We start from the raw sequence: 19,738 nt of genomic DNA on the forward strand, positions 1-19,738 counted from the left end.
TGGTTAGGCCATTCTGGCCGGGGACTATGGAAATCTTGGGACATTATGTTATCTTTGAGCGCTTAAAGGGGCAGCATGAATATTTCCTATAACTGGTTGAAACAATTCCTGGAAATTGACTGGGAGCCCGCCAAAACCGCAGAACTCCTGACCGACCTTGGCCTCGAAGTGGAGGGCATTTCCCGGTTTGAGTCGGTAAAAGGGGGGCTTAACGGCGTCGTGGTAGGCGAAGTACTGGAGGTAAAGAAACACCCCAATGCCGACAAACTGAAGGTTTGCTCTGTAGCTATCGGCCTTTCGGAACCGGTGTCCATTGTTTGCGGCGCGCCGAACGTGGCCAAAGGCCAAAAAGTTCCCGTGGCGACCATAGGGACAACCCTGTACGATTCCGCGGGGAAACCCTGGAAAATAAAAAAAGGGAAGATCCGCGGGGAGGAAAGCCACGGCATGATCTGTGCAGAGGATGAAATCGGCCTGGGAGAAAGCCACGCCGGCATCATGGTGCTGGAAACCGAGGCACCGAACGGAACGCCCCTGAATGCCCTCTTTAACGTGGAAGACGACCAGGTCTTCGAGATCGGGCTCACCCCGAACCGGTCCGATGCCATGAGCCATTTCGGCGTGGCCCGTGACCTCAGGGCGGGGTTGAAGCAGTTGAAGATAAACAAGGAACTGCGAACCCCTTCGGTGAGTTCTTTCAACGTCAACAACCGTTCCCTGCGGATCGAGGTATCGGTGGAAGACCACCAGCTTGCCCCGCGGTATTGCGGGATCACCCTGACCAACCTGATCGTACAACCTTCCCCTGACTGGCTCAAAAACCGGTTGAGGGCCATAGGGCTGAACCCCATAAACAACGTGGTGGATGCCACCAATTACGTGATGCACGAGTTGGGGCAACCCCTTCATGCCTTCGATGCCAACCGCATTTTCGGAAAAAAGGTGATCGTTAAGACCGTGGAAGCGGGAACGCCGTTCATGACCCTCGACGGAGAAGAGCGAATCCTCCACGAGGAAGACCTCATGATCTGCGATGGCGAAAAACCCATGTGCATTGCCGGGGTTTTCGGGGGCATCAATACGGGGGTTACCGAAGACACCCGGTCAATTTTCCTGGAAAGTGCTTATTTCGACCCGATTTCGATCCGAAAGACCGCCAGGCGGCACGGCCTGAGCACAGACGCCTCCTTCCGGTTCGAAAGGGGGGTGGACATCAATAATGTGGAATATGCCCTGATACGGGCGGCCATCCTGATCCGGGAGCTTACGGGGGGGGACATCAGTTCAGATGTCACCGACCTGTACCCCGTTAAAAGGGAAGATTTCCAGGTCTTCCTGACCTTCGAAAAAATCGATTCCCTGATCGGGTATCAAATCCCAAGGGATTCCATCAAATCCATCCTGGCTTCCCTGGATATCCAGGTGAAAAGCGTTACGGAGTCTGGCCTCGGCCTGATTATCCCGTTCTATCGCTCCGACGTAAGGCGGGAGGTAGACGTGATTGAGGAAATCCTGAGGGTATACGGATACAACAACATCCCCAATAAGGAAAAGCTTACGGCCTCCATTTTGCCCCCTCCCCCCGTGGAGCCCCACCGGGTTGAGGAAGTCGCAGGAAGCCTGCTGACCTCCAACGGGTTCTTTGAAATCCTCGGGAACAGCCTTACCAACCCCGACCATCAGAGGGCCCTCTCCGGGGCGGAGTTGCAGGTTACCCTGCTGAACCCGCTCAGCAAGGAGTTATCGGCCCTTCGGATGGACCTTTTGTTCAGTGGGTTGGAAACGGTCCGTCATAACCTGAACCGAAGGCAGCCGGACCAAAAACTCTTCGAATTTGGGAAGGTTTACCACCGTGGGGCGGATGCGTTCCGTGAAGAAGAAAGGCTTTCCCTTTTGCTCACCGGAAAAAAGCACGCAGACCACTGGACCGGTACAGGGGAAGACCTGGGGTTTTTCCACTTAAAAGGAGTTATCTGCCAACTTTTCGACCGGGTGGGCATGGGCCCCTACCAGGAGGAACCGCTGGCGGACATGAGGTTTGGGGAAGGGCTTAAGGCAGTGCGCGAAGGCCGGACCCTTGCAGACTTCGGGCTGGTCCACCCGGGGATCCTGCGCGAGATGGATATCAGGCAGCCGGTTTTTTATGCTGATATCCGATGGATGGAGCTGGTAAATGCCGCTGCTGACCGCAGCTTTCTGTATCGTGAAATCCCAAAGTTCCCGGAAGTGAAGCGCGATTTTGCCCTCCTGCTGGATCAGCACGTGACGTTTGCCCAACTCCACCATCTGGCTTTTGCCGAGGAGCGGAAATTGTTGCAAAAAGTCCAGCTTTTCGATGTGTATACCGGGGATAAACTCCCCCCTGGGAAAAAGTCCTACGCCGTGAGCTTCACCCTGCAGGACCCCGGGAAAACGCTTACCGATAAAGGCATTGATGCGGTGATGCAGCGCTTGCGGGTCCGGTTCGAGAAAGACCTGGGCGCAGAGCTTCGTTAACGCGGCCGCGATTCGGGCGATACCACCGCGTCTATTTCATGTAATACCAGGTTCTCCACGGTGCGGTCTGCATGCACGATTCGGGCCTGTGCTCCGCTACAATCCGTCAGGACTATATCGGAACCTTCAAGGGATGCGAGCAGGGGTTCCCCCTGCACGGTGGTGAACAGGGCGGTACCGCTTCCACGGGAGAGGGCCCTGAGGATCCGGGAAGCCGTAAGCTCCCCCGCCACGATATGGTACCCTACAAGGCTTTTCAGTTGCCCGCGGTTCTCCGGGTCCATGAGGTGGGCGGACCCGGAACCTTCGAGTTTGAGGAAAGCCGTATCGGAAGGCGCAAAGACGGTAAAGGGCCCGCTGACTTCCAATACCTGCTTAAATTCAGAAAGGGCGATGGCTTTTGACAGGGTTTCATAGGGCCCCGGGATCGGCATCAATGACCCTTCCTCAGCAACCACCTGTCCCCTGAGTGTGGGGGCAGAGGCAGAGAGGCCAAGGCAAAGGATTAGTAGTCTAAGGCGCATAAGGAGGTGGAATTACCGGTTGCCCGCCTTCTCGACAAAATGTCGAAAAAGCCCGATAAGATACCGTTTTATGACAATCCTCAGGAAATCCTCAGACGCACACCTTATTTTTTTAACAATACTTTAACAATCAAGCGGTCGTTGATGGGCTTTGCATGATGCCTGTCATTCGTTAATTTTGAGCAATTGCTAAAGAAAAGGAAATGATCAACAGGACCAATATCGCAAAAGAACTTCAGAGAGTGCGTGAAACCGCGCTGGCTGAGGTATCGTTGGACCAGTGGCTGGAAGCCCTGTTAAATCCCCATCCCGGGTCGGGTGGCCCCTTGCCCGTAAACCAGTTCGAATTCGACCTGCTCGACACTTCGCGGATATACCACCTCGATCAGATCCGTAAAATCTGCATCGATTACAGGCTTCGATTCCTGGACCTTGCATATTTCAAACCTGAGGTGCCTGAAGAAGCCCGCAAGGCGGTTTCCGAATTGGAAAGGACACACCAGACGCAGTTGGAGGGGCTGAAAATCATTGCCCCCTCCCGGCTTTTCAAACTGGAGGATAAAGATGACCCCCTCCTTTTTGCCCCCATGGGGAACGGGTATTTTTACCTTATCCACCAATGGGGCAACGACCTGCACCCCTTAAGAAGATGGATGGTTTGGCCATTTAAAAGCCTGGTGAACCTCACCCTGCTCGTGGTGGTTCTCAGCTATTTTCTGACCCTGCTGGTTCCGGAAGGCCTTTTTTCCAGGAGCAACAGTTCGGCTGAATTCTGGATCATCTTCTTCTTTATGTTTAAATCCCTGGCAGCAGTAACTATTTTCTACGGCTTTGCCCTGGGCAAGAATTTCAACCCCGCCATCTGGAATAGCAAGTATTTTAATGCCTGATCAGGTTCCCGCTCCCGGGGACGGCAGCCGGTTTGCCTGGTTGCCCCTGCGTGCTTCAGGCGGTGACCTGGTAGAGTTTGTCGCGCTGTTCCCGGATGGCAGGGTCTGACATGTACTCGTCGAACGAGAGGTAGCGATCGATAGTGTGCCCAGGGGTGAGCTCCACGATGCGGTTGGCCACGGTCTGCGCAAACTGGTGGTCGTGGGTGGTGAAGATCACGGTACCCTTGAATTGCTTGAGGGAGTTGTTGAAGGCGGTAATGCTTTCCAGGTCGAGGTGGTTGGTAGGTTCATCGAGCAGGAGGATGTTCGCCCGCAGCATCATCATCCGGCTCAGCATGCAGCGCACCTTTTCGCCCCCGGAGAGCACCGTGCATTTTTTCAGGGCTTCCTCCCCGCTGAAAAGCATCTTCCCGAGAAATCCCCTCAGGTATACCTCTTCCTTTTCCTCCTGGGTCTTCGCCCATTGCCGGAGCCAGTCTACCAGGTTGATGTCGTCCTGGAAAAAGCTGCTGTTATCTGCAGGGAGGTAAGAAACCGAAGTGGTGACCCCCCAGGAAAAGGAACCTTCCGCAGGCTGCCGGTTCCCGGTGATGGTTTCGTAAAATGCAGTGGTTGCCCGCGAATCCCTGGAAATCAGGGCGACTTTATCGCCCTTGGCCAGGTTTAGTTCTCCTTTGCGGAACAGCCACTCCCCTTCCTCACTCCGGGCGCCCAGGCCTTCCACATGCAGGATCTGGTCTCCGGCTTCGCGTTCCCGGTCGAAAATAATGGCCGGGTACCTGCGGCTCGAAGGTTTGATGTCTTCAATCTTGAGCTTATCGAGCATTTTCTTTCGGGAAGTAGCCTGCTTGCTTTTGGCAACGTTGGCGCTGAATCGCTGGATGAATTCCTGCAATTCCCTGGCCTTTTCCTCTGCCTTCCTGTTCTGCTGGGCCCGCTGCCTTGCAGCCAGCTGGCTGCTCTCATACCAGAATGTGTAATTTCCGGAATACAGGTTTATTTTGCCGAAGTCGATATCGGCCACGTGGGTACAAACCGCATCGAGGAAATGACGGTCGTGGGAAACCACGATCACCAGGTTTTCATAAGCAGCGAGAAAATCCTCCAGCCACTGGATGGTATCGTAATCGAGGTCGTTCGTCGGTTCGTCCATCACCAACACATCAGGATTCCCAAAGAGGGCCTGGGCCAACAGTACCCTTACCTTGACTTTGGAATCCAAATCCGACATGGGGCTGTAGTGAAGGCTTTCGGGGATCCCAAGGCTCGAAAGCAGGGCGGCTGCATCGCTTTCCGCGTTCCAGCCATTCATTTCCTCAAAGGCCACCTGGAGTTCCCCGATTCGGTCGGCATTGGCATCGCTGTAGTCGGCATAGAGGGAATCCATTTCGGTTTTGATCTCAAAAAGGGGCTTATTGCCCATCAGGACGGCTTCCAGCACCGGATAGGGGTCGTAGGCGTTATGGTTCTGCTCCAGCACCGACATGCGCTTGCCCGGTTCAAGGTGCACCCTGCCCGAGGTGGGGTCGACGTCCCCGGATAGGATTTTCAAAAACGTCGACTTTCCGGCCCCGTTGGCCCCGATGACCCCGTAGCAATTGCCTGCGGTGAAGGTGACGTTAACCTCGTCAAACAAAACCCTTTTGCCAAATTGCACGGAAAGGTTGGAAACAGAAAGCATGGCCTTAATTTTAAAATTTCGGCAAAAGTACAAAAATAACCCCGGGGGGGCCAGTATAACGCTTTGTTAAAACCCCGGGCTGTAACCTCCTGATTTCCATTTTTTAACTCCCCATTAACAAAGCGGGAATAGGGCTTTGTTTAGATTTGTCCTGATCCGATGCCGAAAGACTTTATGAACCGAGCGCTACTCGCTTTTTTACTGATAGGGATATTTGGCTGTAATCAAAAGCAGGAGTCATCCGGTGCGATCTACTTCGCCGGTGAAATCGTGAACCCAACGGACTCCTATGTGATCCTTTACAAAGGGGAAGAGCCCGTGGACTCGGCCCTTTTGGATGCCGACAACCGCTTCTTCATGGAACTGGATTCCCTGGAGGAGGGGTTGTACAATTTTTACCACCGACCCGAGTTTCAGTATGTCTACCTGGAAAAAGGGGATAGCCTCCAGATCCGCCTCAATACAGTTTCCTTTGATGAATCCCTGGTTTTTTCAGGCCGGGGCGAAACCCTCAATAATTTCCTGATCGACCTTTACCTGGAAACCGAAAGCGAGGAAGGGTTGATCCGCCATTCCTTTGTCCCCCTGGAACCCCAGGCCTTCAGCGCAAAGCTTGATTCGCTTAAATCAAATAAAATCAGTCGTTTGGAATCACTCCACAACGACTTTACCCTTTCAGAAAACGGATACGAACTGGCCCTTGCCAGTATTTTGTATAAAAATTTCTATTACAAGGAGAAGTATCCCTTTTGGCACCGGCAGGTCATTGGTGAAGGTGTCCTTCACGACCTTCCGGCCGATTTCTACGACTACCGCAGCCAGGTTTCCTACGACAACCCGAACCTGACTTTCCTGAAACCGTACTACGATTTCATGCTCTACCATATAGGTAACCTCGCCTTTATGGGATGCCAGAAATCCTGTGATATGGATCAGGCAAAGATCAGGAACCAGCTGCACTTCAACCAGCACCAGCTCCAGCTGATCGACAGCCTCGTTACCGGTCAGGACTTGCGGGATAACCTTTTCCGGACCGTAGCCTTTGAATACCTGCTAAAAAATGACACGGAAGAGAATTTCGAGATTTTCATGGAGGATTTCCATGCCCGCTCCGGCGAAAACAGGCACCTGGAGGAAATCAACCATCTAAGCGAGTCCATCCGCAACCTCAGGCCCAATGTGGAGTTGCCCGCCCTTCTGGTGGAAAACACCGAAGGGGAAAACCTCAGCCTGAAGGATATCGCCTCCAGGGGAAAAGTAGTCTTCTATTTCTGGTCGGGGCCAGAACCGCGACACCTGGTCAACATCACCCGCAGGGTACATGACCTGAGCGAAAAACATCCCGATACCCGATTTGTGGGGATTTGCCTGCGAACCAGCCGTGACCGGTGGAAAACCCTACTTGGGAACCATGGGCTCAAAGAAGAAGACCAGTTCTGGACCGGGGATTTCCAAAGTTTCGCCCATACGCTGGTGGTCTACCACCCCTTCAAAAGTATCCTTACCAAGGACGGCCGTATCATCGACGGGTTTGCCAACCTGAATACCTCATTCTAGGCAGTTTTCTCAGATGCGCATTAACCGGGGGATCGCTTGCCCGGACAAGCGGTCGCTTCAGGAATTTCCTTTGCGATAATCTTCCAGGAACTTTTCAAGACCGATATCGGTGAGGGGGTGCTTAAGCAGGCCCTCAATTGAGGAAAGGGGCCCGGTCATGACATCGGCCCCGAGCTTCGCACAGGCAATGATGTGCATCGTATGGCGGATGGAAGCAGCCAGGATTTCCGTTTCAAACTCGTAGTTGTCGTAGATCTCCCGGATTTCCGCAATCAGGTTCAGCCCGTCGGTGGAGATATCATCGAGCCGCCCGATGAAGGGGGAAACATAACTTGCGCCTGCCTTGGCGGCCACCAGGGCCTGGCCTGCAGAAAAAACCAGGGTACAGTTGGTGCGGATCCCTTTTTCGGAAAAATACCGCAGGGCCTTTACCCCGTCGCGGATCATCGGGACCTTTACCACGATCTGTTCGTGGAGGTCAGCCAATTCTTCCCCCTCACGCACCATCTGGTCGAAGGTCGTGCCAATCACCTCAGCGGAAACGTCACCCTCCACAATGTTGCAGATATCCACATAATGCTTCAAAATGTTGTTCCTTCCGGTAATCCCCTCCTTGGCCATAAGGGAAGGGTTGGTGGTTACCCCATCCAGGACGCCGAGTTCCTGGGCTTCACGGATTTGGTCTATGTTCGCGGTATCGATAAAGAATTTCATGGATAAATGTGGTTTGAATGAGCTGGAAAAACGAGCGTTCCCCGGGCAAAACTACAATTTATAATGGTTCAGCAACAGGCGTTCGTAGATTTTGTCGGGGAGGATTTTTTTCAGAACCAACGACAGACGCTGCAGGAAACTGCCGGCCGTATAATGCACTTTCGGGTGGCGCTGCTGCAGAATCTGGTATACTTTTCGGGCAAGTACCACGGGGTCTTTCCCCGAGGCCACGTGTTGGTCCATGAGGTCGAGGGTGCGCCCGTAGGGCTCCCGGTAAGGGGAGCCCTGGAGCATCGGGCAATGGTATCTGCCGGCGGCAATGTTGGTAGCAAAGTCCCCCGGGGCAAGGTTAGCCATCCGTATGCCGAATTCCCGGATTTCCATCCGGTAGGCCTCGGTAATGATCCCCAGGGCCCCTTTTGAGGCCGAATAAAACCCCCGGTAAGGAAGGCCCATGTAGCCCGCCACAGAGGTGATATTCAGGATGAAGCCCTTCCGGTGCTGACGCATGTGCGGTAAAACCGCGCGGATTACCCTTAGCGGGCCGTGAAAGTTTGTTTCGAAGGCATCCCCCACAGCCTCCCCGGGAGTCTCCTCGATCGGGCCCGTAATACCGACTCCGGCATTGTTGATCAGTATATCGACACGGCCTTCCCGCCCGATAAGTTCCGCAATAGCCGCCTCGACGGAGGAGCTTTGCCGCACATCCATCTGAAGCAGGGGGAACAGGTCAAAACCGGGATATTTTTCAGGGCTGCGCGCAGTTCCATAAACCCGGTAACCGCGCGAAGCCAGGTACTGGCCCGTGGCCTTTCCCAGGCCGGAAGCCCCGCCCGTGATCAGAACAACTTCACTGTGATGCGCCATACCTGCAAAGAAATGAAAAAAGCAGCGTTTTTGCTGCCTGCCAGGAGGGGTACCTCTGAGAATGGGGTAAAAAAAACGGCAAGCTACCTACATCGCACCGCTACGACCGCTTACCCTTGCTGCGTTCCCGCCCTGGGGGATTCTGCAGGAGCTGGTCGTGTAGGACTTGCCGCGTGCAAATATAAGACCTTTTTTGGGTTTGGGACAAAGCGAATACCTCCTTAATTTAGCAAAGCACCAAATAGCCCGGTTTGCGTTACATCGGGCAAGGCAAAAAAAACAGGCAAATGGGTCTTTGGAAATCATCAGTGGCATTGGCATTCTTAAATTTGTTCCTGGCTTGCGGGGAAACCGACCCGTCGAAGCAGTTCTCCCTGGTCCTCGACGAAGGCGGGGGGAAGTTTACCGCCGGGGCGCAGATTGGCGTGCGCCTCGAGAACCTGGAGGGCCTTGGCGTGGATTCCCTCAGTTACTTCCTGGAAGGCACCCCCCTCCGGGCCGAGGGTAACCGGGTCACCCTTGCGTCCCAAACCCTGGGCAGCAAAACCCTGCAGGCCCGGTTCCGCTCCGGGGGAAAATGGATTACGCTCGAAAAGGACATCCTCCTGCTCGCGAACACGAAACCGGAGGTTTATTCCTATGAGGTTTTAGCTACATACCCCCACGACCGGGGGGCCTTTACACAGGGACTGGAATTCCATGGCGATACGCTCTACGAAAGCACGGGACGCAAGGGGGCTTCTACCCTAAGGAAGGTAGATTACCGAAGCGGAAGGGTTCTGAAGTCGGTCGCGCTCGACAAACAGTACTTCGGGGAGGGGATTACCATCTGGAAAGACACCATTGCCATGCTCACCTGGAAGGAAGGCATTGGTTTCCTGTACGACCGGGAAAGCCTGGAACCCATAGGGTCCTTTTCTTACGGGCAAAGTCGCGAAGGATGGGGGCTCTGCAACGACGGGCAAAGCATCTACAAAAGTGACGGTACCGAGAAAATATGGCGCCTAAACCCGGTTACCCTCAGGGAAGAAGGCTTTATTCAGACCGTAACGGACCGTTCTATATTCAATAAAGCCAATGAGCTCGAATACGCGGGGGGAAAGATCTATGCCAATGTCTGGCAAAAAGAAAGCATGATGATCATCGATCCGCAAACCGGGGCCATTGAGGGGGTAGTGAACTTCGGGGGGCTCCGCGACCAGGTAACCCCTCACCGGGAACTGGATGTTTTCAACGGGGTTGCCTACCATCGGCAACGGGGGACCTTCTTTGTGACGGGCAAGCACTGGGACAAGCTTTTCGAAGTCAGGATCGTGAAAAAAGGGGAATGAAAAAATACCATAAAGACCTGGTGGTAACTGCAGGGGACCTCGATGCGCTGCAACATGTAAACAATGTGCGGTACCTCGAGTGGGTGCAGGAGGTCTCCGGGGAGCACTGGGAGCAACTCGCCCTTCCCGGGTGGGACGAAAAATACCTTTGGGTGGTGAAAAGCCATTCCATTGCCTACCACCGCCCTGCCCTGGAAGGAATGGTGCTGCGGCTATCCACCTTTGTGCCGGAAGCCCGTGGTGCCCTGTGCCGCCGGGTAGTGGAGGTCGCAGAGAAAGCTACGGGGGTTTGCCTTGCAGATTGTTCCACCGAATGGGTCCTGCTCGACCGGGCCGGCAACAGGCCCGTTCGCATGCCGGAGGAGATCCGGCTTGCTTTTACATAGGTACCTACCCCCTTCAGGGCATACCCGCTTGCAGCGGGGACAGGCGCGAATGAGGAAAACCATAAATATTCTATGGTTTTTATATAGCCGCAAAATACAGGGGATCACTACCTTGGGAGATATTTCAGCACCCTGTGGAATACGCCTATGGCATCATATCCTCCAATGCGGCCACAAGCCTGCAACTCCAGCATTTCATGCAAGAGCACGATGCCTTCTATTGCGTATCCGTAGACCCCACCGCCGGGGAAGGCATGAAAAACCTGCTGAAATTCAAGCCCGATGTGGTCTTTGTGGACCTCGACGGGCAGGCTGCCGAATGCTTCCGGATGTGGGGGGAACTGGCACAATACCTCGAGGCACTCCCGGCAGGGGTGGCCCTGGCGTCGACCAACAGCTACGCCTATGATGCCCTTAAAAGCCAGTTCTTCGATTACTGGATCCTCCCCCTTGAGGAATTTGAAATCAGGAAGACCCTATTGAAACTCCAGAAACGCCTGCCCAGGCCTGAAGTGCCCACTACCATCTGCCTGCAGTCTTACAAGGATTACCAGTACCTGAACACCCGCGATATCCTCTACCTGCAAGCCGACAACAATGCTACTGATTTTGTGCTGGCCGACGGGCGCCGGGTAAGTGCCTATAAAACCCTGAAGAGTTTTGAAGGGCAACTCCCGCCAAACTTTGTGCGGATCCACCAGAGCTACATCCTGAACTGCGATTACGTTTCGCGCATCCACTATGGCAAAAACCGGTGTACCCTCCGGGGCGGCCGTACGGAGCTCCCGTTCTCGCGGGGTTACCGGAAAAATGTGGATGCCCTGAAGGAACTCCTCACCCAGAAAGCCTACCTGGGGCATTCATGACCAGATTCTCCCAAAACCCTGTCAAATCCTCGCAGAGGCGCACCATTGGCTAAACGCGTTGGAAATCATGCAATAAACCTTCTGAAGGATTGTAGTTTAGGACCAGTTAATGTTCAACCAAAACCCTGATGAAGATGAAAAAATTAGTCCCTATTGCCGCGATTTGCCTGTTGTTTGCCGGAACCTTTGCCTCCTGCGAGGCCGAAACTTCCGTAGAGGATACCGAAGCCCTGTACAACCTGGAAGTACAGGCCGGTGAAGATGATAACCATCAAGTAAATGGTCGGAATGGATAACTTTTTTAAGGGATATTCCTATTTAAAAGAGCCCCAGACTTCGGGGCTTTTTTATATCTTAAAGGTAAAATACAGCGTGCCATGGGTAGAGTGGTCCACATCCTTACCGCAAGCCTTGCCTTCTTTTTTGCGCATGCCCAGCAGCCCGGACCCGGGATATCGCGCCAACTGCTGGTGTGGAAGGACAGCCTTGAACGCCCCTCCACCGAAGACAGGGTCAAAAGGGAGCTGATCGGCCGGATTTTCGACAACCGGGACCACCTCTGGCCCGACACCCTGTTCCCGCATGTTCTGGCCCGGCTTTCCTACCACGCCGTGGACCTAACGGATGACTCCCTCTTTCTCGCCATCAACCGCGAGGCCCGTTTGGTGGCCCGCTCCTTCCGGGATACCCTGGCCCTGGGCAGCGCCTACTGGGACCTGGGCTGGTACCATGAAAAAACCCTGCAGCGCGACAGCGCCTACTACTATTACTTCCTGGCCAAAGACCTCCTCCAGGCCCGGGGAGACCTCGCCTCCACGGCTTCCCTCTACCGGAAGATGGCCTCGATGCAGAACCTCTTAAAGGATTACGCCGGGGCGGAGGCCAACCTGGTGGAGGCCATCAGAATTTCGGGTATTGAGGAGGATAAGAGAGGGCTCTTCCGCAGTTACCACATGTTAGGCACCAACCTGAAAGACCAGGGGTTGTACCCGGAGGCCCTGGACTATTTTGAACGGGCCAGGGGATACCTCCGGGAAATTGACGGAGGTCCCAATGAATGGTATGCCTTCTACAACAACCTTGGGAACGTGTACCGGGCTTCAGGGAATTATCAACTGGCGGCGGAATACTATCGGCAAGCCATTGAAAATGACAGTTTAGAATACAAAAACCCGCGTGAATTCAGCCTTTACAAAACCAACCTGGCGACGGCGCTCTATGCTTTGGGTCGAATACAGGAAGCTGAAAAGGCCTACCTGGAGGCCCTGGCGATCAGGCAATCCGGAGGGAATGCTGTGGATCTGGCTTCGTCCCATTACTACCTGGCCCGTCTATACCAGGGCGAAGGCAGGGATTCCCTTGCTGAAAACCACCTGGAACAGGCCCTTGGATATGCGGAAGCCAGCAATAGCCCGGAACGGCTGCTGGAGCTCTATCCGCTTGCCGCCCAAATCGTTCCTCAGGAGGCGCCCTATTTTTTTCAACAGTATGCAGCCCTGAACCAGGAATTACTGGAAAATGAAAGGGACGAAAGAAACCGGTTTGCCCGTATCCGCTACAATACCGAACAATACATCGCCCAGAATGAGGCCCTGGAGCAACAGCTCCTCCTGTGGGTGGGCATCGCCCTGGGGGTTTTCCTGCTCGGGGCAGCGGCCGTGGTGATTATCCTGCAGCGCATCCGGAACCAGAAACTGCGGTTCCAGCAGCAGCAACAGGCGGTAAACCAGGAAATTTTCAACCTGATGCTGGCCCAGAATGAGAAAATCGAACAGGAAAAACAAAAGGTGCAAAAACGCATATCCGAAGAGTTGCACGACGGGGTCCTGGGGGAATTGAACGGCATACGGATGGTGCTCCTGGGGCTTAACGGGAAATCAGACCCGGCTTCCCTCTCCATGAGGACCAAAGCCATAGAAAAGCTTCAGGGCCTGCAGGAGGATATTCGGGGGATATCCCACGAGTTGAGCAATGCGGTTTACCGTAAAATCCATAATTTTACCCATTCGCTTACTGAGTTGGCAGAAGAAATTTCCCTGGGATCGGGCCTGCACTTTAATTGCCAGTACAACCAGGATGTTGACTGGGACGCCCTTCCTGGCGAGGTGAAGATCAACCTGTACCGGGTAATCCAGGAAAGCCTGCAGAACGTGGTAAAGCACGCCAGCGCCTCGGAAGTGACCCTCCAGATGGAAGGCGACAGCACCCATCTGGAGATCCATGTCAGGGACGATGGCAAAGGCTTCAACCCGAGGCTGGCCAGAAAGGGCATAGGCCTAAAAAATATCCAGTCGCGGGTTAGGGCCATCGGAGGCAAGCTGAAGGTATCGTCAGCACCCGGAAAGGGGACAACGCTTTCGGTGCTGCTGCCATGGCCGGGAGCAAACCCCCTGGCAGGCAGCCATCCTTCCTGGAAATACAGGAATACTGAAACACTTGAAACGGGATGATGGAGACGGATCAAATAGTACGGATACTTGCTGTGGATGACCACGAGATGACCACCCTGGGGTATAAGTATATCCTGGAAGACACTGCTTTCAAGGGGTTTCGGGTCGACCTCGATACCGCAAAAACCTTTGAGGAAGCCAAAACCAAACTGGAGCAGAGTACCCGCGGGCTTCCCTACCGCATCCTCCTGCTCGACATCCAGTTGTCGCAGGGAGAAAGCGGACCCACCAAATCCGGTGAGGAACTGGGAATCCTGGCGCGGAAAATCACCCCGAACACGCGAATTGTGTTTATGTCTTCCTTCAGCGATAACTACCGGATCAACAGCGTAATGCAAAGCGTGGACCCGGAAGGGTATATGGTGAAATCCGAAATCGACCAGCCTTCGCTCCAGGCCATGGTGGAAACCGTCCTGGAATCGCCACCCTACTATACCCAAAGGGCACTCACCGCAATTCGGAAGCGAATGGCCAATACCATCCACCTCGATGAGAACGACAAGAAAATACTGTATTGCCTTTCCCAGGGTACCAAAACCAAAGACATGGTGGAACATATTTCCCTTTCCCTGCCCTCGATTGAAAATCGGAAACGACAGATAAAAGCGCTCTTCGGCATCGAAAAGCAAAACGACCAGGCCCTGATTGCAGAGGCGCGCAGGCGGGGATTCCTCTGAAACCGGCCCCGTAGTCCCGGGGATATTTTAAGTAAATTCTTACAAAAACCATAAAACTTTTATGGTTTTCCTATAACCCCGCCTTCCGGATTAGGCCTAATTTTGAATAAAGATTGCTAATCCTGAAGGCTATGCGCGATTCCCTCATGTTCCCAAGGCTTCTTGCACCAGGCATACGGACCCCCCTCCACCTTCATGGGCTGGATGAATTCACCCGCTCCCTGGAGCGCCTGTTTTATGCCCGGGCCCGGGTGGAGTGTACCGCCATAAGCAAGTCGTCCGCAAGCTTTACCATCTCCCTTGAATGCCCCCTGAGCATAAGGGAGGTGCTGGATGCCTATGGCAACGGCTGCTGGGGGCATCAGCGGATCGAAGGTGGAAACGGGGCCGAATGCAGGAACCTTGGGTCCCTCCACCGGGAGCTGGAACAGCGGAGTGGCCTTAAACTCGTAATGGAGGAGCTTTCATTACAATGTGCAGACACCCTCCTGGTATTGCAAAAGATTCGGGCCGAAGGGGTCCAAAAGGACTTCTACCCCCTCTTGCATCTCCTCGGCCTGCAGGATGCCAGGGTTTGGGACCGCGCTGAAGGAAGGCCTGTTGAAATATATGCCCCGGTACGGTTGGCCAATCGAAAAAACACCCCCGGGCTTTCAGATGACCCCATTCGCTATTGGGCCATATATTGCGAAAAAAAGGAAGAACCCCTGATTTTTGATTCATGCCTGATGCGGGAAGTAGAGGGCGACCTAAGCCTTAACCTCGGCTGAGGCACCAACCGGGTTGCGCCCGGCAGGGGGCTTAGCCCGCAAACAGGGGAAGCCCGCCCATGAAGGCGTTTACTTCCTTCCTGACCTCGGCAGCGGCTGCCTCCGAATCCGGATCCTGCAAAATGCGGTCTATCCATGTGACGATCTTCGCCATATCCCCTTCCTTTAACCCGCGGGTGGTTACGGCTGCCACCCCGAAACGGATGCCCGAGGTAACAAAGGGCGATTGGTCGTCGAAAGGCACCATGTTTTTGTTAGCAGTAATGTCTGCCCTTACCAGGACCTTTTCGGCCTCTTTCCCGGTAATCCCCTTGTTCCTGAGATCGATCAGCATCATGTGGTTGTCGGTACCCCCGGAGATGATGTGGTAGCCCCGGTCGACAAAGGCCCGGGCCATCGCAGCGGCATTTTTCTGAACCTGCACCATATAATGCAGGAATCCATCCGTAAGGGCCTCCCCAAAGGCAATTGCCTTGGCCGCAATGATATGCTCCAGGGGGCCGCCCTGGTTCCCGGGAAAGACCGCCAGGTCAATCAGGGACGACATGCGCTTCAGGGCCCCGGACTTCAGGCGCTGCCCAAAGGGGTTTTCAAAATCCTCCCCCATCAGGATCAACCCTCCCCTTGGGCCCCTAAGGGTTTTGTGGGTGGTGGTGGTTACAAAATGGCAATGGGGCACCGGGTCATTCAGGATACCCTTGGCGATCAGCCCGGCCGGGTGGGCGATATCGGCCAGCAGGAAGGCACCGGCCCGGTCCGCGATTTCCCTGAACCGGCGGTAATCGATATCCCTGGAATAGGCCGAGGCCCCTGCAATGATCAGTCTGGGGTTTTCCTTTTTGGCCAGGGCCTCAATCTGGTCGTAATCGAGGCGCCCGGTTTGCCGGTCGACCCCGTAAAAGACAGGCCTGTAAAGCTTTCCGGAAAAGTTTACCGGGGAGCCGTGGGTTAGGTGGCCCCCATGGGAAAGGTCGAATCCAAGGATGGTATCCCCGGGCTTGAGGATGGCCTGATACACGGCGGCATTGGCCTGGGACCCGGAATGGGGCTGCACATTGGCATACACGGCCCCAAAGAGCGCCTTGGCCCGGTCAATGGCTATCTGTTCCACCTGGTCCACCACTTCACAGCCACCGTAATACCGCTTACCCGGGTACCCCTCCGCATATTTGTTGGTCAGCACGGAACCTGAGGCCTCCATAACCTGCGGGCTTGCAAAATTTTCAGAGGCAATAAGTTCAACGCCATTGATCTGGCGTTGTTTTTCGGCTTCGATCAGGTCAAATATCTGATGGTCTCTTTCCATGCTTGCGGACGGGTTTTAAGTCGGGTAAAAGTACAAATTGCCTCGGGTTAAACCAGATAAAATGATATATTTGGTCAGGATTTTATCAAACGTCAATTAACAAATTCCATGTCCATAAAAGCCAATGATCCCAGCCGGAAGTCATGGCTTCCGGTACCGCCGGAATCTGATTTTCCCATACAAAACATCCCTTTCGGGGTATTCCTGACCCGGGACGATGTAATCACTATCGGGACCCGTATCGGGAATACGGCCATTGACCTTGGGGCCCTCCACCAACTGGGGTATTTCAACGAAATCCCGCTGACTGATGATATTTTCCTTCAGGATTCCCTTAACGATTTCATCTCCGACGGAAAAAAGACCTGGAGGCTGGTGCGGAACCGGATCGCCGAGCTCTTCGACCGCAACAACCGGGAACTGCAGCACCACGAGGAACACAAAAAAATCATCCTTTTTGACCTCGATGAAATCGAGATGCAGCTGCCCGTACAAATAGGGGATTATACAGATTTTTACTCGAGCAGGGAGCACGCCACCAACGTGGGAAAAATGTTCCGCGACCCGGAAAATGCGCTGCTCCCGAACTGGCTCCACATCCCTGTAGGATACCACGGAAGGAGTTCAAGCATCGTGCCCAGCGGCACCCCCATCCGACGGCCCTACGGCCAAACCCACCCGGGGGAATCCGGAACCCCGGTCTTCGGCCCTTCGAAAAGGGTGGACTTTGAGCTGGAAATGGCCTTCATTACCACGGACGCCAATAAACTCGGGGAACCGATCCCGATTGCGGAGGCTGAAGAATACATCTTTGGACTTATCCTTTTCAATGACTGGAGTGCCCGCGATATCCAAAAGTGGGAATACGTGCCCCTGGGGCCCTTTCTGGCAAAGAATTTTGCCTCTTCCGTTTCCCCCTGGATCGTAACCCTGGACGCCCTGGAACCCTTCCGGGTCCCAAGCCCGAAGCAGGATCCCCTGCCCCTGCCCTACCTGAGGCAACCGGGTCCGGGAAGCTTCGATATCCATCTTGAGGTGGAGCTGATCCCCGAAGGCGGGGCCGCAAACACCATTTCGCGTTCCAACTTCAAATACATGTACTGGACCATGGCCCAGCAATTGGCCCACCATACCGTAAATGGCTGCAAAGTCAACAGCGGCGATATGATGGGAAGCGGTACCATCTCCGGGCCCACGCCTGATTCCTATGGCTCCCTCCTGGAACTCGCCTGGATGGGCAGCAAGCCCCTGGTTTTGGAGGGCGGTGAGCGCCGTACCTTTGTGGAAGACAGGGATACGGTTGTGATGAAAGGGCATTGTAAAAAGGACGGGCTTCGCATCGGTTTCGGGGAGGTGAGCACCCAACTCCTGCCCGCCCTCCCAGCGGAAACGTTCCCGGGATAACCCTTTGCATTTGGTCGGGGATATACGATATCCGGTCGATTTTCGTTTTAGTGGTGATCGGTTTTGGCACATCCGTTGGATGGGTTATGCCAAACCCCTAAAGTGATCAACCATGAAAAACGCATTCCTTCAAGCCCTCGCCCTGGCCTTGCTCATCTCGTGCGGGGGGGTAAAGAAAACGCAGGAAGCCCTGAATACGGGGAATTTCGGACAAGCCATAGACAAGTCCATCCGGGAACTGGCCGGCAACAAAACCAAAAGGGGCAACCAGCCTTATGTGGTGTTGCTGGAGGATGCCTATGGAAAATTTGTGGAATCGGAACTCCGGGAAATCAATTTCCTCGAAAAAGAGGGCAACCCGGCGAACCTGGAGCGCATCTACCGCAAATACACCGGCCTGAAGGAGGTGCAAAACCGCATCCGCCCCTTGCTTCCGCTGCCGGTATATGAAGAAAACCGGGAAGCCCGTTTCGCCTTCCGGGAATACGACCGGGAAATCCTGTCGGTAAAGCAGGACCTGTCGGCCTACCTTTATGACAATGCCTCCAACCTGCTGGAACAGGCCACCCAAAAAGGGGAGTTCCGCAAGGCATACGAAGATTTCCGCTATCTGAATGAAATCAACCCGGGGTATGCCGATACCAGGGAGCAGATGGACCGGGCCTACCGCAACGGATTAGACTACGTGCGGGTGCAGATGATCAACGATACCCGTCAGATCATTCCCGAACGCCTCGAAGCCGACCTGCTGAATTTCAATACCTATGGCCTGAACGACCTTTGGACCGAATACCACACCAACCCCCTGGATGAGGTAGATTACGACTATGAGATGCAACTGGCCTTCCGGGAGATCCTCATTTCACCGGAGCAGGTTTCGGAAAAGCAGCTGATCAAGGAGCGCCAGGTTGCAGACGGAACCGAATTCCTGCGCGACCGGGATGGGAATGTAGTGCGCGACAGCCTGGGGAACCGCATTGAAGTAGACCGGTTAAGGACGGTGCGCTGCAATTTCTACCAGTTTACCCAGCAAAAAATGGTGGAGGTAATGGGAACCGTCAATTTTGTGGACCTGCGGAGCCGTCAGCCCCTTAACCAGTACCCCCTGTCGAGCCAATACGTATTCCAGCATGTTTATGCCAACTTTGACGGGGACCGGCGCGCCCTGGACAATGACCTGGTCGCCTTGCTGGACCTGGCAGCCGTGCCCTTCCCTTCCAATGAAGAAATGGTCTTCCTTGCCGGGGAAGACCTCAAAAACCGGCTAAAAAATATCATGACCCGTCAACGGTTCAACTGATGTAAAACCCGGCTCAGGCCGGGTTTTTTAGTCCCTCGCCCGGCACCACGTCTCCGATTTCCCCATGGGAGGCCGCGAGCCGTACTTCCCCCCCTTCCAGGAGCAGCACCTGGGGCGACTGGTGCCATACATTGAGCCGGTCGGCTACCAGGTTTGAGACCCCCCTGTACCGGATCAGGTCCAGGAAATAAAAATCGGCCCGGTCCCTGGCCTGGTCCCACTGGTTTTCAAACCGCTTCAGCATCATGGCGCTCAACCCACAGGAAGTGGAATGCTTAAAAATCACCTGGGGCCGCACGTGGCTCGATTCCATAAGGTTTTCGAGGGTTTGGGAAGCCTCAAGCGGCTTCCAGGGAAACTCCTGGCGGGCCGATTGCCTATTGGGTTCCCTGCCACCAAACAGGGATTGGAGGTGTTGGATCATAAGCGGTTGCTCTTAATTTTCTCTGACGTATTGTCTTGTTTTTTAGGGATTTTGCTGCCAGGTTGTCTGTCCCCGCAGCTTGGTAAGGTTAT

At 54.4% G+C, this 19,738-nt stretch carries 18 protein-coding genes and 1 other RNA gene; 12 read left to right on the forward strand and 7 right to left on the reverse strand.

What is annotated here, in order from left to right; genetic code table 11:
• The first annotated feature begins 75 nt into the window (after positions 1-75).
• The gene (pheT, locus tag NG653_RS02410) at positions 76-2,496 is read left to right on the forward strand and encodes a phenylalanine--tRNA ligase subunit beta (RefSeq protein WP_252740063.1); all 2,421 of its coding nucleotides are present in this window, start codon (positions 76-78) and stop codon (positions 2,494-2,496) included.
• Here pheT and NG653_RS02415 read toward each other — a convergent pair.
• Entirely contained in the window at positions 2,493-3,020 is a 528-nt protein-coding gene (locus NG653_RS02415) for a fasciclin domain-containing protein (protein WP_252740064.1), read from the reverse strand. The two genes, pheT and NG653_RS02415, sit on opposite strands and share 4 nt — an antisense overlap.
• Before the next feature lie 203 nt (positions 3,021-3,223).
• Here NG653_RS02415 and NG653_RS02420 point away from each other — a divergent pair, with 203 nt between their 5' ends.
• Complete coding sequence (locus NG653_RS02420) at positions 3,224-3,910, forward strand: hypothetical protein (RefSeq protein ID WP_252740065.1); 687 nt, start codon at positions 3,224-3,226, stop codon at positions 3,908-3,910.
• A gap of 55 nt (positions 3,911-3,965) precedes the next feature.
• Here NG653_RS02420 and NG653_RS02425 read toward each other — a convergent pair whose 3' ends face one another.
• Positions 3,966-5,594, reverse strand: coding sequence for an ABC-F family ATP-binding cassette domain-containing protein (locus NG653_RS02425; RefSeq protein ID WP_252740066.1), 1,629 nt, complete (start codon positions 5,592-5,594; stop codon positions 3,966-3,968).
• A 270-nt stretch (positions 5,595-5,864) separates the two neighbouring features.
• Between NG653_RS02425 and NG653_RS02430 the strand changes: the two genes are divergently transcribed.
• Complete coding sequence (locus tag NG653_RS02430; RefSeq protein ID WP_252740067.1) at positions 5,865-7,151, forward strand: transaldolase; 1,287 nt, start codon at positions 5,865-5,867, stop codon at positions 7,149-7,151.
• Positions 7,152-7,208: 57 nt separating this feature from the next.
• Here the strand turns inward: NG653_RS02430 and fsa are convergent, their stop codons facing one another.
• From fsa to ffs, 3 genes are all read right to left on the reverse strand, one after another.
• The gene (gene fsa / locus NG653_RS02435; protein ID WP_252740068.1) at positions 7,209-7,865 is read right to left on the reverse strand and encodes a fructose-6-phosphate aldolase; all 657 of its coding nucleotides are present in this window, start codon (positions 7,863-7,865) and stop codon (positions 7,209-7,211) included.
• A gap of 51 nt (positions 7,866-7,916) precedes the next feature.
• Complete coding sequence (locus NG653_RS02440; protein WP_252740069.1) at positions 7,917-8,732, reverse strand: SDR family oxidoreductase; 816 nt, start codon at positions 8,730-8,732, stop codon at positions 7,917-7,919.
• 73 nt (positions 8,733-8,805) lie between these two features.
• Positions 8,806-8,904, reverse strand: an RNA gene (gene ffs, locus NG653_RS02445) — signal recognition particle sRNA small type.
• Positions 8,905-9,040: 136 nt separating this feature from the next.
• Here ffs and NG653_RS02450 point away from each other — a divergent pair.
• From NG653_RS02450 to NG653_RS02480, 7 genes are all read left to right on the forward strand, one after another.
• Positions 9,041-10,063: a glutaminyl-peptide cyclotransferase gene (locus NG653_RS02450; protein ID WP_252740147.1), complete on the forward strand. Its 1,023-nt coding sequence runs from the start codon at positions 9,041-9,043 to the stop codon at positions 10,061-10,063.
• Positions 10,060-10,449 (forward strand): acyl-CoA thioesterase, encoded by a 390-nt coding sequence (locus NG653_RS02455; protein ID WP_252740070.1) that lies wholly within the window; start codon positions 10,060-10,062, stop codon positions 10,447-10,449. Before NG653_RS02450 ends, NG653_RS02455 begins: the two co-directional genes overlap by 4 nt.
• A 134-nt stretch (positions 10,450-10,583) precedes the next feature.
• On the forward strand, positions 10,584-11,315 hold the full coding sequence (locus tag NG653_RS02460) for a LytR/AlgR family response regulator transcription factor (RefSeq protein ID WP_252740071.1): 732 nt from the start codon (positions 10,584-10,586) through the stop codon (positions 11,313-11,315).
• 134 nt (positions 11,316-11,449) lie between these two features.
• Complete coding sequence (locus NG653_RS02465) at positions 11,450-11,611, forward strand: hypothetical protein (protein WP_252740072.1); 162 nt, start codon at positions 11,450-11,452, stop codon at positions 11,609-11,611.
• An 81-nt stretch (positions 11,612-11,692) separates the two neighbouring features.
• A complete protein-coding gene (locus tag NG653_RS02470) occupies positions 11,693-13,765 on the forward strand; it encodes a tetratricopeptide repeat-containing sensor histidine kinase (RefSeq protein WP_252740073.1) in 2,073 nt (690 codons plus the stop codon).
• Positions 13,762-14,442: a response regulator gene (locus NG653_RS02475; protein ID WP_370281062.1), complete on the forward strand. Its 681-nt coding sequence runs from the start codon at positions 13,762-13,764 to the stop codon at positions 14,440-14,442. The genes NG653_RS02470 and NG653_RS02475 overlap by 4 nt, the downstream gene beginning before the upstream one ends.
• A gap of 131 nt (positions 14,443-14,573) precedes the next feature.
• Positions 14,574-15,212: a hypothetical protein gene (locus NG653_RS02480; protein WP_252740074.1), complete on the forward strand. Its 639-nt coding sequence runs from the start codon at positions 14,574-14,576 to the stop codon at positions 15,210-15,212.
• Positions 15,213-15,243: 31 nt separating this feature from the next.
• Here NG653_RS02480 and glyA read toward each other — a convergent pair whose 3' ends face one another.
• The gene (gene glyA / locus NG653_RS02485; protein WP_252740075.1) at positions 15,244-16,518 is read right to left on the reverse strand and encodes a serine hydroxymethyltransferase; all 1,275 of its coding nucleotides are present in this window, start codon (positions 16,516-16,518) and stop codon (positions 15,244-15,246) included.
• 108 nt (positions 16,519-16,626) lie between these two features.
• On the opposite strand from glyA, the gene fahA reads away from it, so the two are divergent.
• Both fahA and NG653_RS02495 read left to right on the forward strand, forming a co-directional pair.
• Positions 16,627-17,922, forward strand: coding sequence for a fumarylacetoacetase (fahA, locus tag NG653_RS02490; protein WP_252740076.1), 1,296 nt, complete (start codon positions 16,627-16,629; stop codon positions 17,920-17,922).
• Between the two features lie 112 nt (positions 17,923-18,034).
• Positions 18,035-19,222, forward strand: coding sequence for a hypothetical protein (locus NG653_RS02495; RefSeq protein ID WP_252740077.1), 1,188 nt, complete (start codon positions 18,035-18,037; stop codon positions 19,220-19,222).
• A 13-nt stretch (positions 19,223-19,235) separates the two neighbouring features.
• Here the strand turns inward: NG653_RS02495 and ytxJ are convergent, their stop codons facing one another.
• Positions 19,236-19,646, reverse strand: a complete 411-nt coding sequence (ytxJ, locus tag NG653_RS02500) for a bacillithiol system redox-active protein YtxJ (protein ID WP_252740078.1) — start codon at positions 19,644-19,646, stop codon at positions 19,236-19,238.
• Between the last annotated feature and the right edge of the window lie 92 nt (positions 19,647-19,738).

The organism is Robiginitalea marina, from assembly GCF_024006985.1.
GTDB classification, from domain to species: Bacteria; Bacteroidota; Bacteroidia; order Flavobacteriales; family Flavobacteriaceae; genus Robiginitalea; species Robiginitalea marina.